Genomic DNA, 18,631 nt, shown 5'->3' with positions numbered 1-18,631 from the left:
CTCTCGTTGATGCAGACAACCTCTCAAGCCCGGTCATGCCAAGGCATGGCCGGCTTCCACGCCTCTCTCAAGGAAACGTTGATCACGGCGCAAGTGATTGACGTCCCTTATTCCGTATCGACACAGCCATCACAACTCGATGCGTTCCACCTTGCCCACCAACAGGATGTAGGACAACGCCCCGAGCAACGCGAGAACAGCGATGTAGGTGATCGCCGGCGCAAAGGAATCACCCGACGCCAGGAAACCGATCACGATCGGGGTGGCGATTGCCGCCAGGTTGCCGATCAGGTTGAACGTGCCGCCGGTCAGCCCCAACAGTCGCGCCGGGGCGAGGGTCGAGACCAGCGACCAGGTGATCGACGCCAGGCCGTTGCCGAAAAACGCCAGCGCCAGGAACGCAATTACCAGCGGAGTCGAATCGACGTAGTTGGCGCCGATGATCGAGGTGGAGATCAACAGGCCGGCGATGATCGGCGTCTTGCGTGCGAAGCCGACGGTGTAGCCGCGACGGATCAGCCAGTCGGAGAAGAACCCTGAGCAGAGCACGCCGACGAACGCTGCGAGAAACGGTAGCGAGGCCAGCAGGCCGGACTTGATGAAGTCCATGCCGCGGTATTTGACCAGGTAGGTCGGGAACCAGGTGAGGAAGAACCACAGCGTCGAGTTCAGGCAGAACTGGCCCAGGTAGATGCCCCACAGCTTGCGCTTGGTCAGCACGATGCCAAGGTCCTGCCAGCTAAAACCGCTTTTGCGTTTCGAGGCATCGGTCTGCATGTCGACCAGACCGCCGCCGTCCTTGATCAGGTCGATCTCGCCCTGGTTGATGCCTTTGAAGTCACGCGGTTCGCGATAGACCATGTACCAGATGGCGGCCCAGAGCACGCCGACGCCACCGGTGGCCACGAACACCATGTGCCAGCCGTAGCGGGTCTGCAGCCAGGCGAGCACAGGGGTGAGGAAGGCCAGGCCGACGAACTGGCCTGAGGTGTAAAAGCCGACGGCGGTGGCGCGTTCCTTTTCCGGGAACCAGGCGGTGACGACTCGGCTGTTGATCGGATACGCCGGGGCCTCCAGCGCGCCGACGGCCATGCGCAGGACGAACAAGCCGATGAAGCTGCCGACGAAGCCGAGGAAGATGGTCGCGATGGACCACAGCGCCAGCGCGACGGTGTAAAGGATGCGCGGCGGCACGCGATCCACCAGCCAGCCGCCGGGCAGTTGCATGGCGGCGTAGGTCCAGCCGAAGGCGGAGAAGATCAGGCCGACGTGCACCGGATCGATGCCCAGCTCGCTGGTCAGTGCGGGCGCGGCGATGGACAGGTTGCTGCGGTCGAGGTAGTTGATCACCACGGTGATGAACAGCAGCACCATGATGAAAAAGCGTTTGCGGGTCGGCGTGGCGGCGGTCGCCCGCGCCTGGGTTGCGGTCTGTGTGCGCAAGGGAAGTGCCTCTTTTTATGGTTATCTGAGGTCTGGCGTTATGTGTTTCGTGTGTGGACGAGTAGCGAAAAGCTTCGTGAGCAAGGTGGAGCGCCACCCCGGTCACTCCCACAGGATGGTCAGCACCCTCGATATCAGGGACATGCGCAGTTCCTGTGGGCGCGAGCTTAGTCGCGAATGGGTTTGACGCCGAATCGACGTCAAACTCGCAGGTCAATCACCACTCGGCAAAGCTGCCGTCCGCATGGCGCCAGATCGGGTTGCGCCAGCGGTGGCCGATGGCGGCGCGTTCCTTGACGTACTCTTCGTTGATCTCAATGCCCAGGCCCGGCCCGTTCGGGATCTTCACCATGCCCTTGTCGTAGTCGAAGACTTCCGGGTTCTTGATGTAGTCGAGCAGGTCGTTGCTTTCGTTGTAGTGAATGCCCAGGCTCTGCTCCTGAATGAACGCGTTGTAGCAAACGGCGTCCAGTTGCAGGCACGCGGCCAGCGCGATCGGGCCCAGGGGGCAATGCAGCGCCAGCGCCACGTCATAGGCTTCGGCCATGTTGGCGATCTTGCGGGTTTCGGTGATGCCGCCCGCGTGGGAAGCATCCGGCTGGATGATGTCGACATAGCCTTCGCTTAACACGCGCTTGAAATCCCAGCGGGAGAACAAACGCTCGCCCAGGGCAATCGGCGTGCTGGTCAACGGCGCCAGTTCCTTCAGCGCTTCGTAGTTCTCGCTGAGCACCGGCTCTTCGATGAACATCAGCTTGTACGGGTCCAGCTCTTTCATCAGCACCTTGGCCATCGGCTTGTGCACACGACCGTGGAAGTCGACGCCGATGCCGACATTGGGGCCCACTGCATCGCGCACGGCGGCGACGTTGGCCAGGGCCAGATCAACCTTGTCGAAGGTGTCGAGGAACTGCAGCTCCTCGGTGCCGTTCATTTTCACCGCAGTGAACCCACGCTCCACCGCTTCTTTTGCCGCACGCGCGGTGTCCGCCGGACGGTCGCCGCCGATCCACGAGTACACCCGAATCTTGTCGCGCACCTGGCCGCCAAGCAGGTCGCTGACCGACACGCCCAGCGCCTTGCCCTTGATGTCCCACAGCGCCTGATCGATGCCCGCCAGCGCGCTCATGTGGATGGCGCCGCCCCGGTAGAAGCCGCCGCGATACAGCACGGTCCAGATGTCTTCGATGTTGCGGGGGTCTTTGCCGATCAAATAGTCGGACAGTTCCTCAACCGCTGCAGCCACGGTGTGGGCGCGGCCCTCGACCACAGGCTCCCCCCAACCGGTGACGCCCTGGTCGGTTTCGACTTTCAGGAAGCACCAGCGCGGCGGAACGATGTACGTCGTGAGTTTGGTGATTTTCATGTCTTGTCTCTCTTATTCAAAAACACATGCTCGATGGCGCAACGAGCGGGTGGGTCACTGGTTGTTTGCTGGCTTGTGCTGGTTCCAGGCGTCCACGTAGGCCTTGGCGCTCTTGGCAACGTCCTCGGCGCTCATGCCCGGCTTGAACAGCCCCGAACCCAGGCCGAAACCGGAAACACCGGCATCGAGGAACACTTTCATGTTGTCCGGGGTGATGCCACCGACCGGAATCAGCGCCGTGCCGGCCGGCAACACCGCCAGCCAGGCCTTGACCACCGCCGGGCCCATTTGCTCGGCAGGGAACATCTTCAGCACGTCGGCGCCTTCGGCCAGCGCGGCGAAGGCTTCGGTCGGCGTCGCCACGCCCGGAGAAAGGAACAGGCCTTCGGCTTTTGCCGCGCGCAGCACCTTCGGATCGCTGTGGGGCATGACGATGACCTGGCCGCCGGCTTCCTTGACCTGGCGCACTTGCTCCGGCGTCAGCACCGTGCCCGCCCCGATCAGGCAATCGGCCGGCAGGCTCTGACGCAGCAAGCGGATGCTGTCGTACGGCTGCGGGGAATTGAGCGGCACTTCGATGACGCGGAAACCGGCGGTGTACAGGACATCACCGATGGCCGGCGCTTCTTCGGGGCGCAGGCCGCGCAGAATTGCGACCAGACCGTTTTGCACGAGGGCTTGCTTGAGCATGTCAGTTCTCTACATGAAGGGGCCGGGCAGCGGCCGAAGAGGAGGATTGAATCAGACCGGCCTGCACCGCCACCTGCCAGAGGCCACGTTCGGTGGCCTGCTCGGCCAGGGTCACTTGGGCGAAACCGTTGGCATCGAGGGCGCGCTGGTAGCGGGCGATCAGGGCGTCGCTGCCGATCAGGATCACGGCAGGCAACTGCGCGTCGGTCAGGCGCAACAGTTGGGCGAGCGCGACGATTTCATGGCCGACCAACAGGCCGGACAAGTAATCGGATTGCGCGGTGCCGGACAACACACCCGTCAAACCGAGGGTGCGGCAACTGAAGATGGTCGACAGCGGACCCGCCGCGCCATTGGCCGACCGCGACACCGCCACGCCTCGGTCAAACGCTTCGGCGTCGAAGCTGTCGCTGCGCTGCATCGTGCGGCCAAGAATGGTGTGGCTGGACAGCGCGGCGTAGACCTCGCCGGTCATGAAGGTGTCGAAATGCTCGATCCGGCCGTCCACCGCCCTCACCCACTTCGAGTGGCTGCCGGGCAGGCCGATCAACAGGGGCTTTGCGGTTTCGCTGGCGGGCAGCGAGTCAAGAATGCCCAGGACTTGGGTTTCTTCGCCGCGCATCACGTTGGGCAGATCGGAGCGCTGCAGGATGCCGGGAATGATGTGAACGTCGACGCCGCGCACGCTGCGCGCCGTGACCAACGCAGAGCTAAGCGCTGCGACGCTGGCGGGCGTCTGCTGATAGACCGCCTCGCGCCAGCCCTGAGCACTGCCGACCATCCCGCAGGCGATCACCGGCAGCGTCGGTTCGGCGTCGAGCCAGTCGCCGCAGGCTTCGTCGAAAGCGAGTTCGAATCCGTCGGAAACCTGCTGCCCGCCGATCAAGCGAGGCGTCGATGGCAACTGCATGATGCCCGCGCTGAGCGAACGTTGTTCCAGTACCCGGCCGTGTTCGCCGAGTCGATATGCGCGAAGGGAGGTCGTCCCCCAATCGAGCGCGATCAATTGCGCCTGCATGGCTTCACCTGATTGTTATTAATGAGTGAATGCGGAGCGGACTATAAACCGGTTGCGCCGGAAATCTCAATATATAACGAGTTATCCCATATATAGGGATTCTCCCGTCTTGGGTGGTCAGATCTTGATGAATGCCTGTTCCGAAGGAGGTTGCGGTTCGGGCATACTGCTGCCCCTCTGGCAAAACTTTCACGAAACCAGTGTTAGCTTCTGCCTCCAGCCTGCGGTGCGCCACCTTCTGTTTTTCACACTGCTTGCGCCACTCATCAGCCCCAGCGCCGAAGGTGGTAACTTTCCTGCTCGCCCAGCCTTACGTTCTCTGCCCTGCACGCCTGCCGGCGCCTGTTCGCGTGCCCGCGCGCTTAACTCATCTGAAACAAGGACCCTCAAGATGAAGCGATTCCTCGTGCTCGACAGCCTGCGCGGTCTCTGCGCCCTGACGCTGATTGTTCATCACTCGCACATCGAGCGAAGCATCACGGAGTTGTCGTTTTTCCGTAACGCCAGTCAGTTCGCCGGCCTGTTCTTCGCCCTGAGCGGGTTTCTGATTTACCGGCGCTACGTTGGCACGCTGAACACCCCGCGGCAGTTGGGCGACTTCATGATTGCCCGCGCCGGGCGGGTCATGCCGCTGCATATCGCGGTGCTGGTGTTCTTCATCGGTTTCGAGTGTTTGAAACTGGTGCTGGAGCGCTACGGGCTGTTGTTGAACTTCCCGGCGTTCAGTGGTGACCGGGCGCCTGGGGAAATCCTTCCAAACCTTTTGCTGATTCAAGCCTGGTGGCCGGGCTTTAATGCGCTGTCGTTCAACTATCCGTCGTGGTGGGTCAGCGTCGCGTTTTACCTGTGGCTGATCTTCGGGCTGGTCTGCTACGCGCTGCCGGGGATGGCGCGGGCGATTTTCACGCTGCTGGGGGGGTTGGCGTTTGTCGGGTTGTTCGCGGATTCCGTCCTGCTGACGCGCTATGTGTTGTGGGGCGCGGCCTGTTTCTTTGCGGGCACGGTGACGTATCGGCTGTACGCGAGGCTGCGGAATTTCGCGCCGGGGGTGGTGCTGGGCAGTGTGCTTGAGGTGGGGGTTTTGGCGACTATCGGCTGGCTGATGGTGGACGGCCAAGCCCCGATGACGATTGAGCTGGCGCTGCTGTTTTGCCTGGCGATTCTGGTGTTCGCCTGGGAGGCTGGTGCGGTGTCGCGGCTGTTGCAGGTGCGGGTGTTTCCGGCGCTGGGCCGGTTGTGGCTGTCGATTTACCTGACCCATGCGGCGGTGATTTTCGTCGTCGCGACGGGATTGACGGTGGCTGCGAAGTTCGGCGGTTATCCGCTGTTGGTGGACAAACCGGGGGAGATTCCGGGGTCGCTGGTGCGGTATCTGAGTACGGGCAGTGCGCTGAACGACAACCTGTTGATGTTGCTGGTGGTGGTGGCGGTTGTGGTGGTTTCGATGTTGGTTCATCGCTTCATCGAGGTGCCGGGTATGCGGTTTGCTGCAGTCTTGAGATCAGGATCAAGATCAAGGGCGTCGGCCTAACGGCCTCGGGTTTCGCCTTCGGCGAGTTATTTTTGAAAAGCACCAAAAGTAACCAAAAGTGCTTGCTCTCGGTTGGGCCCGACTTCGTCGGGTTCCCTCACTCCGACGACGCTCCGTGGGCCCGGAGTGAGGGGATTCCGACGAAGGAGGAACCAAGGCAGGAGAAAGCACCCTTGGTTACTTGGGGATGGTGCGACTTTCGACTTTTCCAAGTAACTCGCCGAAGGCGAAACGTCTGCCCTTAGGCAGACGCGCTTGATCCTGGCGTACTAACTCACGCCGCAGATCCGGGGACAGATTAATTTACGGTGAAGCTATGTAAATAAATCAGTCCCCTACGAACAGTGATTACCGCTCGAGCAGAATACGAAGCATCCGACGCAACGGCTCCGCCGCGCCCCACAACAACTGGTCGCCCACGGTAAACGCGCCCAGATACTGCGAACCCATATTCAACTTACGCAAACGCCCCACCGGAATATTCAACGTCCCGGTCACCGACGTCGGGCTCAGCTCCTGAATGCTCGCTTCGCGATTATTCGGCACCAGCTTCACCCACGGATTGTGCTGACTGATCATCCCCTCGATGTCAGCGATCGGCACATCCTTGTTCAGCTTGATAGTCAGCGCCTGACTGTGGCAACGCATCGCACCGATGCGCACGCAAATACCATCGACCGGAATCGGGCTCTTGAAACGACCCAGAATCTTGTTCGTCTCCGCCTGCCCTTTCCACTCCTCGCGGCTCTGACCGTTCGGCAGCTCCTTGTCGATCCACGGGATCAGACTGCCCGCCAGCGGCACCCCGAAATTCTCGGTCGGGAAACCCTCGCCGCGCATCGCGTCAGCCACTTTGCGATCGATGTCCAGAATCGCGCTGGCAGGGTTCGCCAGCTCATCGGCCACCGACGCATTGATCGCACCCATCTGCTTGATCAACTCACGCATGTTCTGCGCACCGGCGCCGGAAGCGGCCTGATACGTCATGACGTTCATCCACTCCACCAGACCGGCCTCGAACAGCCCGCCCAGGCCCATCAGCATCAGGCTGACGGTGCAGTTGCCGCCGATGTAATTCTTGGTGCCGGCATCCAGCTGCTGGTCGATGACCTTGCGGTTGACCGGATCAAGGATGATCACCGCATCGTCCTGCATGCGCAGGGACGACGCTGCGTCGATCCAGTAACCCTGCCAGCCCGCTTCACGCAACTTGGGGAAGACTTCGTTGGTGTAGTCGCCGCCCTGGCAGGTCAGCACCACGTCCAGGGTCTTGAGCTCGTCGATGCTGTAGGCATCTTTCAGCGGCGCGACGTCCTTGCCCACCGACGGGCCTTGGCCGCCGACGTTGGAGGTGGTGAAAAAAACCGGCTCAATGAGATCGAAATCCTGCTCTTCCAGCATGCGCTGCATGAGCACGGAACCGACCATCCCGCGCCAACCGACCAGACCTACACGTTTCATCGCAACTACACCTTAATTAAAAGTGGGGCCCCGACCGCAGAGAGCCACTGGGCTCAACCTGACAGTCGTGGGCCCGAGATATTACAGATTGCGCAGCGCGGCGACTACGGCGTCGCCCATTTCCTGCGTACCGATCCGGGCATTGCCCTCAGACCAGATGTCGCCGGTGCGCAAGCCCTGATCCAGCACCAGGCTCACGGCTTTCTCGATGGCGTCGGCAGCGGTGTGCTCGTTGAAGCTGTAACGCAGCATCATCGACACCGACAGAATCGTCGCCAGCGGGTTGGCCACGCCTTTGCCGGCGATGTCCGGGGCCGAACCGTGGCAAGGCTCGTACATGCCCTTGTTGTTCGAATCCAGCGACGCCGACGGCAGCATGCCGATGGAACCGGTGAGCATCGACGCTTCGTCGGAGAGGATGTCGCCGAACATGTTGTCGGTGACGATCACGTCGAACTGCTTCGGTGCGCGGACCAGCTGCATGGCAGCGTTGTCGACGTACATGTGGCTGAGCTCGACGTCCGGGTAATCTTTGGCCACCTGCTCGACGATCTCACGCCACAACTGGCTGGACGCAAGCACATTGGCCTTGTCCACCGAGCAGAGCTTCTTGCCGCGCACACGGGCCATGTCGAAGCCGACGCGGGCGATGCGGCGGATCTCGCTTTCGCTGTAGGGCAACGTATCGTAGGACTGACGCTCGCCGTTTTCCAGCTCGCGGGTGCCACGCGGTGCGCCGAAGTAGATACCGCCGGTCAACTCACGGACGATGAGGATGTCCAGGCCGGCGACGATTTCAGGCTTCAGACTGGACGCATCGGCCAGTTGCGGATACAGAATCGCCGGACGCAGGTTGGCGAACAGGCCCAGTTGCGAGCGGATCTTCAGCAGGCCGCGCTCCGGACGGATGTCGCGGTCGATGGCGTCCCATTTCGGGCCGCCCACGGCGCCGAGCAGCACGGCATCAACGGCGCGAGCGCGCTCAAGGGTCTCATCTGCCAGCGGCACGCCGTGCTTATCGATGGCCGCGCCGCCGATAACGTCGTGGCTCAGTTCGAAACCCAGCTGATATTTCTCGCTGGTCAGTTCCAGCACCTTGACCGCCTCGGCCATGATCTCCGGACCGATACCATCACCTGGGAGAATCAGAATCTGCTTGCTCATAAAACCCTCGTTTCAGAATACGTGTCGAGCCGGTGATCGGTGCCGACTCGGGAGCGGCAAGCTCCAAGCGGTGAGCTGCAAGAATCAGCAGTCACACCGCGGTCAACTTGCCGCTTGCAGCTTGAAGCTTGAAGCTAATAACTGCCCATCAGCGAAACAGCCACGGCTGCGAAGCGCGATGCTTGCTCTCGAACGCGGCAATCGCCTCGCCGTCCATCAGGGTCAGGCCGATATCGTCCAGGCCGTTGAGCAGGCAGTGCTTGCGGAAGGCGTCGATTTCAAAGTGGTAGACCTTGCCATCTTCACGGGTCACGGTCTGGGCTTGCAGGTCCACGTTCAACTGGTAGCCCGGCGTCGCCTCGACCACTTTGAACAGCTCATCGACTTCGCTTTCGCTCAGGATGATCGGCAGCAGGCCGTTCTTGAAGCTGTTGTTGAAGAAGATGTCAGCGTAGCTCGGCGCAATGATGCTGCGAAAACCGTACTCTTCCAGCGCCCATGGGGCGTGCTCACGGCTCGAGCCGCAGCCGAAGTTTTCCCGGGCCAGCAGGACGCTGGCGCCCTGGTAACGCTCGGCGTTGAGCACGAAATCCGGGTTCAGCGGACGCTTGCTGTTGTCCTGGTACGGCTGACCCACATCAAGGTAGCGCCACTCGTCAAACAGGTTCGGGCCAAAGCCGGTCCGGCGGATCGACTTGAGGAACTGCTTGGGGATGATCTGATCGGTGTCGACGTTGGCGCGATCCAGCGGAGCGACCAGACCGGTGTGTTGGGTAAAAGGCTTCATACGGGGCTCCTTATGCCTGGCTCATGGTGCGAACGTCGACGAAACGGCCGTTGACCGCAGCCGCTGCTGCCATCGCCGGGCTGACCAGGTGAGTACGCCCACCGGCGCCCTGACGGCCTTCGAAGTTGCGGTTGGAGGTGGATGCGCAGTGCTCGCCGCTCTCCAGGCGGTCCGGGTTCATCGCCAGGCACATCGAGCAGCCCGGCTCACGCCATTCGAAACCGGCTTCGATGAAGACCTTGTCCAGCCCTTCCCGCTCGGCCTGTTCTTTCACCAGACCCGAACCCGGCACAACGATTGCCTGCTTGATGGTCGACGCCACTTTGCGGCCTTTGGCGATGTCCGCTGCGGCGCGCAGGTCCTCGATCCGCGAGTTGGTGCACGAACCGATGAACACGCGATCCAGCTGAATGTCGGTGATCGCCTGATTGGCTTTCAGGCCCATGTACTTCAAGGCGCGCTCGATCGAGCCACGCTTGACCAGATCGGCTTCCTGCGCCGGATCGGGCACATGCTGATCCACGGCCACGACCATTTCCGGCGACGTACCCCAGCTGACTTGCGGCTTGATCAGGGTCGCGTCGAGCTCAACCACGGTGTCGAACACCGCGTCGTCGTCGGACACCAGGTCTTTCCAGGCCTCGACGGCTGCGTCCCACTGCTCGGCAGTCGGTGCGAAAGGACGACCCTTCACGTAGGCAATGGTCTTTTCATCGGTCGCCACCAGCCCGACACGGGCGCCGGCTTCGATGGACATGTTGCAGATGGTCATGCGGCCTTCGACGGACAGGTCGCGAATGGCGCTGCCGGCGAATTCGATGGCATGGCCGTTGCCGCCGGCGGTGCCGATCTTGCCGATGATGGCGAGGACGATGTCCTTGGCCGTGACGCCGAACGGCAGCTTGCCTTCGACCTTCACTTGCATGTTCTTCATTTTCTTCGCGACCAAACACTGAGTCGCGAGGACGTGCTCGACCTCGGAAGTGCCGATGCCGTGGGCCAGCGCGCCGAATGCGCCGTGGGTGGACGTGTGCGAGTCGCCGCAGACCACGGTCATGCCCGGCAAGGTCGCGCCCTGCTCCGGACCGATCACGTGAACGATGCCCTGACGGATGTCGTTCATCTTGAATTCGGTGATGCCGTACTCGTCGCAGTTGTCATCCAGGGTCTTGACCTGCAAGCGCGACACTTGATCGACGATGGCGTCGACGCCGTCCTTGCGGTCGGGGGTGGTCGGCACGTTATGGTCGACGGTGGCGACGTTGGCGTCGATGCGCCATGGGGTGCGTCCGGCCAGGCGCAAGCCTTCGAAAGCCTGAGGCGACGTCACTTCGTGGATGATGTGACGGTCGATGTAGAGCAGCGCAGAGCCATCGTCGCGCTGCTTGACCAAATGCGAATCCCAGAGCTTGTCGTAGAGCGTTTTGCCGGCCATCAGACGGTTCCTCATCAGCGTATTTCTATGCCCCGGCCGCCGATGTCGAGATGACACCGTAAAGACCCTTGGCTTGTGGGGGTGATGCTATGGAATATGCTTAAATAACTCAAATTCATATTTTTCATGCTTTGCATAACCAACAGGAATCCGAGATGGATCTGGCTAATCTCAATGCCTTCATTGCCATCGCCGAGATGGGCAGCTTCTCGGCCGCTGGCGAGCGCCTGCACCTGACTCAGCCAGCGGTCAGCAAGCGCATCGCCGGTCTGGAGCAGCAGCTGGACGTGCGGCTTTTTGATCGGCTGGGCCGTGAGGTCAGCCTGACCGAAGCCGGACGCGCCCTGCTCCCCCGCGCTTATCAGATCCTCAATGTGCTGGACGACACCCGTCGCGCGCTGACCAACCTGACCGGCGAGGTCACCGGGCGTCTGACCCTGGCGACCAGTCACCACATCGGTTTGCACCGGTTGCCTACGCTGTTAAGGGCGTTTACCAAGACCTACCCGGACGTCGCGCTGGACATTCAGTTTCTCGATTCGGAAGTGGCCTACGAAGAAATCCTCCACGGCCGTGCGGAGCTGGCGGTGATCACCTTGGCACCCGAGCCCCACGCGCTGGTGAAAGCCGTCAAGGTCTGGGACGACCCGCTGGATTTCGTCGCCGCGCCCGAGCACCCGCTGGCGACCCGGAAAAACGTCAGCCTGGCCGACCTCGCCCGCTACCCGGCGGTGTTTCCGGGCGAGAACACCTTCACCCACCACATCGTCAGCGAGCTCTGTGAGTCGCAGGGGCTGAAGCCGAATATCGCCATGAGCACCAACTATATGGAGACGATCAAGATGATGGTGTCCATCGGACTGGCCTGGAGCGTGCTGCCACGGACCATGCTCGACGAGCAAGTCACCCCCATCCCGTTGCCGGGTGTCCAGTTACGGCGGCAGTTGGGGTATATCGTCCACACCGAACGCACGCTGTCTAACGCGGCGCGGGCGTTCATGGCGCTGCTGGATGCGCAAGCTGCAGGGCTGGAGCAATCGCCCGCGCGCTGAGCGCGCACAAAAAAGGCGCCCCGCAGGGCGCCTTCTCACGCTGACTCTGGATCAGTGAGTCAGGGTTTTCCGGGCATTGATCTGGATGCGTTTTGGCTTGGCCTCTTCAGGCACCAGACGCAGCAGGTCAATGTTCAACAGGCCATTGGCCAAAGCAGCGTTCTTGACCTCAATGTGGTCAGCCAGGCGGAACGACAGCTTGAAGGCACGCTGGGCGATGCCCTGGTGCAGGAAGGTCACGCCTTCCGCCGTATTCTCGCGCTTGTTGCCGGTGACGGTCAGTACGCCCTTCTCGACTTGCAGCTCCAGATCTTCCTCCTGGAAACCCGCTGCCGCGATGACAATGCGGTATTGGTCATCAGCGTGTTTCTCGACGTTGTAGGGAGGGTAGCTGCTGGCCGACTCGTTGCGCGCCGCCGACTCGAACAGGTCATTGAAGCGGTCAAAGCCAACGGAGTGACGGAACAGTGGAGCCAGGGAAAATGCAGTAGTCATCTGAAAATCTCCTGATAAATCAGCAAGTGGTTATCGCCGCGACCCGACTTCGGCATCGCGTAATCCCAAAATAGGGACGGCCATTTGCGTTTCAAGAGTCGTGCAAAAAAATTTTCAGGCGGCTTCCGGCACGCTCACACCGAGCATCTGGCTGATCCGCTCGCAGTCGGTTTCGCGGCGCAGGGCATCGAACAGGACGGTCGCTTCGGGGTAGCTTTTGGTGAGCAGGACCACCCACTGCTTGAGGCGGCCCGGCGCTTGAACGCGGGTCATCTTGGCCATGGCCTGCAACCAGAAATCCCGCAGCAGGGGCTGCAATTCGGCCCAAGTCATGGGGATGACCTCACGCCCGGCTTGCGCCGCGGCGATCTGCCGGCCCAGGTCCGGACGCGCCACCAGACCGCGACCGATCATGATGTCGCGGGCGCCACAGATCTCCCGGCAGCGGCGCCAGTCGTCGACGGTCCAGATCTCGCCGTTGGCGATGATCGGAATCTTCACCACGTCCTGAATCTTGCCAATCCACTCCCAGTGCGCCGGCGGCTTGTAGCCGTCGACCTTGGTCCGGGCGTGGACGACGATGTGCTCCGCGCCGCCCGCTTCCAGGGCCCGGGCGCAATCCAGCGCCGGTTCAGTGCTGTCGTAGCCCAGGCGCATCTTGGCGGTGACCGGAATGTGCGCCGGCACGGCGCGGCGTACGTGACTGAGGATGGTGTGCAGCAGCTCCGGCTCTTTGAGCAACACTGCCCCACCTCGGGACTTGTTGACGGTCTTGGCCGGGCAGCCAAAATTCAGGTCGATGACCGGTGCCCCCAGTTCGGCCGCGAAGGCTGCGTTCTCGGCCAGACATACCGGGTCCGATCCCAGTAGCTGCACACGCAAGGGCACGCCGGCGCGGGTTTTCGAACCCTGCAGCAGTTCGGACGCGAGCTTGTGGAAGTAATGCTCCGGCAGTACGCGCTCGGTCACCCGGATGAATTCGGTCACGCACCAGTCGATGCCGCCGACTTGCGTCAGCACGTCACGCAGGATGTCGTCGACCAGGCCTTCCATGGGTGCCAGGGCAATTTGCATGGGGTCACACTCGAAAAAAAGTCCGGCAGTTTACGCAGAGGCCGGCGGATTGGATACGGTTTACGCGCGCCGAGCGTCAGGAGACCGCGCTGTGGAGGCCGGCGGCGTAGCCGTCGATGAACTCGCTCGGCATGCGCTTGGGTTTACCCGACGACAGTTCGATGCAGACGAAGGTGGTCTGCGCGCGCAGCAAGGTCACGCCATCACTGGGCCGCTTGAGCTGGAAGCGCCGGGTCATTTTCAGGCGTTGATCCCAGTCGACGATCCAGGTCGCCAGTTGCAGTTCGTCATCCTGATAGGCGCTGGCCAAGTAGTCGATCTCATGCCGCACCACGGCCATGGCCCGGTCGAGTCGACGGTACTCGGTCAGGTCCAGGCCCAGTAGCTGGGAATGCCGCCATGCGCAGCGTTCGAGCCAGGTGACATACACCGCGTTGTTGGCGTGACCCAGGCCGTCGATGTCCTCCTCGCCCACCTGCAGATCGATGACGAACGGCGTTGCCAGATCCCAGACCATTTCTTAATGCCCTATCAAATTCATCACCCGGGCAGTGTAACCAAAAGCATCGGACAAGAAATGGTCCAGCCGGGGACAGATTAATTTACGGTGAAGCGTTGTAAATAAATCAGTCCCCTCAGCCGCCGAGTCCCCTCAGCCGCCGCGGTGAAGCGTTGTAAATAAATCAGTCCCCTCAGCCGCCGGAAGCCAGTCCAACGGGGTGCGTGGGAGTTTTGTAGGACTGGCTTTAGCCGGGAAGGCGTCGGATGTCACGCTGCAAAATTGAGGGTGCCCACTCTGGCCTCTTCCCGGCTGAAGCCAGTCCTACAATGGCATCACAGCACCGCGGACTTCGCCGCCCGGAGCACGCGATCTGACAGTTCACCGGGCCCCAGGGCTCGGGCGAGGGCCAGGCCGCCGACCATCAATGCGATATCGGCCAGGGTCTTGTCGGATTCTTCAGGGCTGGCAGCGAGCTGTGCCACCATCAGTTCGACGTGTTCCGCCAGGGCGTTGCGAAAATCCTCGGACAGACGCGCCATCTCCCCGATCGCTGTCGGCAACGGGCACGCGTGCTCTTCGGCGTCGCGATGCCTGCGCGACAGGTAAAACGCGGCCAGCAGCGCGCGACGCTCCTCACCCGGCAATTGACCGTCGATGCCGGCGACCATCTCACGGCGTTCCACCAGCAACTGGCGGAACGCTTCAAGCATCAGCGCTTCCTTGCTGTCGAAATGCGCGTAGAAGCCGCCTACCGTCAGCCCGGCTGCGCCCATGATCTCGTTGACGCTGGGTTCGATCGGGCCGCGGGCGATCAACGCGGTGCTGGCAGCTGTGAGAATGCGTTCGCGGGTCTGTGCTTTTTTATCGTTCATGACCGCCTCCGGGATGATGGCGATAATATTATTCTCATCATGTGCATTGGCAAGGACGACACCGGTGCTTGGGATGAACGATGGGCAGATGAACGAAGAGAGAGGCAAAGAAAGGCAGGGTCTGGAACCAAACCCCGGAAAAACAAAAGGGCCATTCAATAATCGAATGACCCTTGGTCTCGCAGAGCGAGAAATCGTGGCGTCCCCTAGGGGACTCGAACCCCTGTTACCGCCGTGAAAGGGCGGTGTCCTAGGCCACTAGACGAAGGGGACGCAAAACCTTCGAGCAGATTCGCCGATGACAACTGACGAACCCTGGCAGAAATTGGTGGAGCTAAGCGGGATCGAACCGCTGACCTCCTGCATGCCATGCAGGCGCTCTCCCAGCTGAGCTATAGCCCCGGATTTACGCCTCTCGGCGGAGATCAGCTCTAAGGCCTCACTCGGTAAAACTGGCGTCCCCTAGGGGACTCGAACCCCTGTTACCGCCGTGAAAGGGCGGTGTCCTAGGCCACTAGACGAAGGGGACGTAACCCTTGCGTACCGCCTCGGTGCTGGTTCCGGAGCGGGACAAACTTCAAGGCAGTAACGCAAACCTTGAAGCTTCTAATTTGGTGGAGCTTAGCGGGATCGAACCGCTGACCTCCTGCATGCCATGCAGGCGCTCTCCCAGCTGAGCTAAAGCCCCACAATACACTTACGTAGAACGCCGCGTTACCGCGTATTTCTGCGTTGCCGTGTGGACGGGGCGCATATTAAGTGCGACCCACAAAGCTGTCAAACTCTTTTTCAAACAATTCCAAAAGAATTTTCCGGGATAACAATCACTTACCGCCTCCCGGAAAACCGGCCCACGCCGGCCAATGGGCCATCGCTCAATGGCCCTGGCTAGTTCAGGTGGTCACTCAGCCGATGGCGCCGAGCAGCTTCTCCCATTCTTTGTTCTCTTTCTTCGACACCCCGCCCAGCATGTCCAGCGCCTGGCGCAGACGGAAACGGGTCAGGTCCGGGCCCAGAATCTCCATGGCGTCGGTGACCGATACCGAATTCGCCTGACCGGTGATGGCGGCGAACATCAGTGGCATGGCGTCCCGCAGCTTCAGTTCCAGGTGCTCGACCACTGCCTGAATGCAACCGGTGATCTTGTCCTTCTCCCACTGACGCAGGGACTCCAGCTTCCACAGAATCAGCTGGATGACCTGACGCACCTGTTCCGGCGACAGCTTCTTGTGTTCGAACAGCTTCGCGTCCGGCGTCACGCCACCGGCGAAGAAGAAGCCGCCCAGCGGTGCGATCTGGCTGAACGTCTCGACGCGGCCCTGAACGTGGGGGGCGATCTTCATCATGTAGTCGCTGTTGAACGCCCACTTCTGCACGCGGGTGGCGAACTCTTCCACCGGCAGTTCACGCAGCCATTGGCCGTTGAGCCACGACAGCTTCTCGATGTCGAAAATCGGCCCGCCCAGGGACACGCGGGTCAGATCGAAGTGTTCGACCATTTCGTCCAGCGAGAACTTTTCGCGCTCGTCGGGCATCGACCAGCCCATGCGACCGAGGTAGTTGAGCATCGCTTCCGGCATGAAGCCCATGCGCTCGTAGAACGTCACCGAGGTCGGATTCTTGCGCTTGGAGAGTTTGCTCTTGTCCGGGTTACGCAGCAGCGGCATGTAGCACAGCGCCGGCTTTTCCCAGCCGAAGTACTCGTAGAGCAGAATCAGCTTCGGTGCCGACGGCAGCCACTCTTCGCCGCGCAGCACGTGGGTGATGCCCATCAGGTGGTCGTCGACGACGTTGGCCAGGAAGTAGGTCGGCAGGCCGTCGGTCTTCATCAGGACCTGCATGTCCATGCGGTCCCACGGGATTTCGACTTCGCCACGGAGGATGTCCGGTACCACGCAGACGCCTTCGCTCGGCACCTTCATGCGGATCACATGGGGTTCGCCGGCGGCCAGGCGGCGCTCGACTTCTTCTTTCGACAGCAGCAGCGCGCGGCCGTCGTAGCGCGGGGTTTCGCCCCGGGCGGTCTGCTCGGCGCGCATCTGGTCCAGCTCTTCAGCGGTGCAGAAGCACGGGAAGGCATGACCGGCGTCGACCAGTTCCTGCACGTACATCTTGTAGATGTCGCCGCGCTCGCTCTGGCGATACGGGCCATGGGGACCGCCGACGTCGGGGCCTTCGCTCCACTCGATGCCGAGCCAGCGCAGGGCGTCGAAAATCTGTTGTTCGGACTCGCGGGTCGAGCGCAGTTGATCGGTGTCTTCAATGCGCAGGATGAATTCGCCGCCATGCTGCTTGGCGAAGCAATAGTTGAACAGCGCGATGTAGGCCGTGCCAACGTGGGGGTCGCCGGTGGGCGATGGCGCGATGCGGGTGCGAACGGTGGTCATGGAAAATCCCGGATAGGTCGAACAAGCCGCGAATGTTAACAGGCGCGGGCTGCGCGGCTCCAGCGCGGACGCTTGATGGAGCGCAGAATCGTGGTAATGGCGGGACAGGCGGCCCCGCCCTCGCCGCACGGCACGCGTCGCCACGGGTGTTGCAACGAATGCCGCGCCATCAGTGGCGGTCATGATCGCGACGATGGCTAGGTGCCAGACCGCCAACCCTGATAAATTTGCGTACATTCTAATAATCCAGAAAGCCCATGCCCGCCCAACTCAAGCGCCGCCTGTTCATCTTCTTCGTGGTGGTCCTGCTGATCGCCCTCGCCTTCTTCGTCCAGTGGTACCTGAAGGGACGCTTTCACGAGTCCACCGAAAACGCCTACGTGCAGGGTGAAATCACCCGGGTGTCCAGCCAGCTCGGCGCGCGGATCAACGAGGTGTTGGTGCAGGACAACCAGCACGTGGAAAAAGGCCAGTTGCTGGTGCGGCTTGAGCCGGATGATTTCCGCCTGGCCATCGACCGGGCCCAGGCGACCCTGGCAACCCGCGAAGCGGAGCGCCTGCAGGCACAGAGCCGCTTGACCCAGCAGTCGAGCCTGATCGCCGCCAGCGATGCGCAGGTGCAAGCGAATCAGGCGACCCTCGGGCGCACGCAACTGGACTTGGCGCGACTGCAAAAGCTGCGCACCCCGGGCTTCGTCTCGGAAGCCCAGGTGACCACCATGACCGCCGACAGCAACGTTGCCCGCTCCCAGGTCACCAAGGCCCAGGCCGATGCCCAGAGTCAGCGCCAGCAGGTCAACGCGCTGAACGCCGAGATCAAGCGCCTCGACGCGCAGATCGCCACCGCCCGTGCCGACCTGGCCCAGGCGCAGATCAATGTGCAGCGCACCGAGATCCACTCGCCCCTCAGCGGGCTGGTCGGCCAGAGGGCGGCGCGCAATGGCCAGTTCGTTCAGGCCGGCGCGTATCTGCTGTCGATCGTGCCGGACCAGGACATCTGGGTGCAGGCCAATTTCAAGGAAACCCAGATCGAGCACATGGAGATCGGTCAGGTCGCCCAGCTGACCTTCGACAGCTTTCCCGGCACGCCCATCGAGGGCCGCGTCGACAGCCTGTTTGCCGCCTCCGGTGCGCAGTTCAGCCTGCTGCCGCCGGACAACGCCACCGGCAACTTCACCAAGGTCGTGCAGCGCATCCCGGTCAAGCTGACTTTCGCGCCGGACAACCCACTGCACGGCAAGATTCGCCCGGGCATGTCGGTGACCGTTTCAGTCGATATCCGGCCGCCGAACGACGCCCGACATGGCCAGTGACGAGCTGATCCGCCCGGTTGGCGAACCGACCCGGCGCGACT

Annotated in this window: 16 protein-coding genes and 4 tRNA genes; 3 read left to right on the top strand and 17 right to left on the bottom strand. The window is 61.9% G+C overall.

Annotated elements, in window-relative coordinates:
* Positions 1-129: 129 nt before the first annotated feature.
* The 4 genes from SLW75_RS00670 to SLW75_RS00655 all read right to left on the bottom strand — a co-directional run bounded on the left by SLW75_RS00670 (position 130) and on the right by SLW75_RS00655 (position 4,517).
* Positions 130-1,443 carry an MFS transporter gene (locus SLW75_RS00670; RefSeq protein ID WP_410933239.1) on the bottom strand — a complete coding sequence of 438 codons (1,314 nt, stop codon included), beginning with the start codon at positions 1,441-1,443 and terminating at the stop codon, positions 130-132.
* Positions 1,444-1,660: 217 nt separating this feature from the next.
* Positions 1,661-2,809, bottom strand: coding sequence for a galactonate dehydratase (gene dgoD, locus SLW75_RS00665; RefSeq protein WP_065986272.1), 1,149 nt, complete (start codon positions 2,807-2,809; stop codon positions 1,661-1,663).
* Between the two features lie 54 nt (positions 2,810-2,863).
* Positions 2,864-3,499 (bottom strand): 2-dehydro-3-deoxy-6-phosphogalactonate aldolase, encoded by a 636-nt coding sequence (locus tag SLW75_RS00660; RefSeq protein ID WP_065986271.1) that lies wholly within the window; start codon positions 3,497-3,499, stop codon positions 2,864-2,866.
* 1 nt (position 3,500) lies between these two features.
* A complete protein-coding gene (locus SLW75_RS00655; protein ID WP_410933238.1) occupies positions 3,501-4,517 on the bottom strand; it encodes a 2-dehydro-3-deoxygalactonokinase in 1,017 nt (338 codons plus the stop codon).
* 391 nt (positions 4,518-4,908) lie between these two features.
* On the opposite strand from SLW75_RS00655, the gene SLW75_RS00650 reads away from it, so the two are divergent.
* Positions 4,909-6,048 carry an acyltransferase family protein gene (locus SLW75_RS00650; RefSeq protein ID WP_410933237.1) on the top strand — a complete coding sequence of 380 codons (1,140 nt, stop codon included), beginning with the start codon at positions 4,909-4,911 and terminating at the stop codon, positions 6,046-6,048.
* A gap of 348 nt (positions 6,049-6,396) precedes the next feature.
* On the opposite strand, the gene asd is transcribed toward SLW75_RS00650, so the two are convergent.
* The 4 genes from asd to leuC all read right to left on the bottom strand — a co-directional run bounded on the left by asd (position 6,397) and on the right by leuC (position 10,895).
* A complete protein-coding gene (asd, locus tag SLW75_RS00645) occupies positions 6,397-7,509 on the bottom strand; it encodes an aspartate-semialdehyde dehydrogenase (RefSeq protein ID WP_065986059.1) in 1,113 nt (370 codons plus the stop codon).
* 81 nt (positions 7,510-7,590) lie between these two features.
* Positions 7,591-8,673 (bottom strand): 3-isopropylmalate dehydrogenase, encoded by a 1,083-nt coding sequence (leuB, locus tag SLW75_RS00640; protein WP_065986058.1) that lies wholly within the window; start codon positions 8,671-8,673, stop codon positions 7,591-7,593.
* A gap of 148 nt (positions 8,674-8,821) precedes the next feature.
* Complete coding sequence (gene leuD / locus SLW75_RS00635) at positions 8,822-9,460, bottom strand: 3-isopropylmalate dehydratase small subunit (RefSeq protein ID WP_065986057.1); 639 nt, start codon at positions 9,458-9,460, stop codon at positions 8,822-8,824.
* Positions 9,461-9,470: 10 nt separating this feature from the next.
* A complete protein-coding gene (leuC, locus tag SLW75_RS00630) occupies positions 9,471-10,895 on the bottom strand; it encodes a 3-isopropylmalate dehydratase large subunit (RefSeq protein ID WP_410933236.1) in 1,425 nt (474 codons plus the stop codon).
* A 155-nt stretch (positions 10,896-11,050) separates the two neighbouring features.
* Between leuC and SLW75_RS00625 the strand changes: the two genes are divergently transcribed.
* Positions 11,051-11,947, top strand: a complete 897-nt coding sequence (locus tag SLW75_RS00625; protein ID WP_192134175.1) for a LysR family transcriptional regulator — start codon at positions 11,051-11,053, stop codon at positions 11,945-11,947.
* 51 nt (positions 11,948-11,998) lie between these two features.
* Here the strand turns inward: SLW75_RS00625 and SLW75_RS00620 are convergent, their stop codons facing one another.
* From SLW75_RS00620 to gltX, 9 genes are all read right to left on the bottom strand, one after another.
* Positions 11,999-12,442 (bottom strand): Hsp20 family protein, encoded by a 444-nt coding sequence (locus SLW75_RS00620; RefSeq protein ID WP_410929422.1) that lies wholly within the window; start codon positions 12,440-12,442, stop codon positions 11,999-12,001.
* Positions 12,443-12,556: 114 nt separating this feature from the next.
* The gene (locus SLW75_RS00615) at positions 12,557-13,516 is read right to left on the bottom strand and encodes a tRNA dihydrouridine synthase (RefSeq protein ID WP_065986053.1); all 960 of its coding nucleotides are present in this window, start codon (positions 13,514-13,516) and stop codon (positions 12,557-12,559) included.
* 76 nt (positions 13,517-13,592) lie between these two features.
* Positions 13,593-14,033, bottom strand: a complete 441-nt coding sequence (locus SLW75_RS00610) for an acyl-CoA thioesterase (RefSeq protein ID WP_410933235.1) — start codon at positions 14,031-14,033, stop codon at positions 13,593-13,595.
* Positions 14,034-14,350: 317 nt separating this feature from the next.
* Positions 14,351-14,890 (bottom strand): TetR/AcrR family transcriptional regulator, encoded by a 540-nt coding sequence (locus SLW75_RS00605; RefSeq protein WP_065986051.1) that lies wholly within the window; start codon positions 14,888-14,890, stop codon positions 14,351-14,353.
* A 197-nt stretch (positions 14,891-15,087) separates the two neighbouring features.
* Positions 15,088-15,163, bottom strand: a tRNA-Glu gene (locus SLW75_RS00600).
* Positions 15,164-15,216: 53 nt separating this feature from the next.
* A tRNA-Ala gene (locus SLW75_RS00595) sits at positions 15,217-15,292 on the bottom strand.
* A gap of 51 nt (positions 15,293-15,343) precedes the next feature.
* Positions 15,344-15,419 (bottom strand) — tRNA-Glu (locus SLW75_RS00590).
* Between the two features lie 83 nt (positions 15,420-15,502).
* Positions 15,503-15,578: transfer RNA gene (locus tag SLW75_RS00585), tRNA-Ala, on the bottom strand.
* Positions 15,579-15,795: 217 nt separating this feature from the next.
* Complete coding sequence (gene gltX, locus SLW75_RS00580; protein WP_410933234.1) at positions 15,796-17,277, bottom strand: glutamate--tRNA ligase; 1,482 nt, start codon at positions 17,275-17,277, stop codon at positions 15,796-15,798.
* A gap of 257 nt (positions 17,278-17,534) precedes the next feature.
* On the opposite strand from gltX, the gene SLW75_RS00575 reads away from it, so the two are divergent.
* Positions 17,535-18,590, top strand: a complete 1,056-nt coding sequence (locus tag SLW75_RS00575; protein WP_410933233.1) for an HlyD family secretion protein — start codon at positions 17,535-17,537, stop codon at positions 18,588-18,590.
* Positions 18,591-18,631 lie beyond the last annotated feature (41 nt).

Source organism: Pseudomonas sp. W5-01, from assembly GCF_046540435.1.
GTDB lineage: Bacteria > Pseudomonadota > Gammaproteobacteria > Pseudomonadales > Pseudomonadaceae > Aquipseudomonas > Aquipseudomonas graminis_B.
This window is presented reverse-complemented; position numbering and strand designations above follow the sequence as displayed.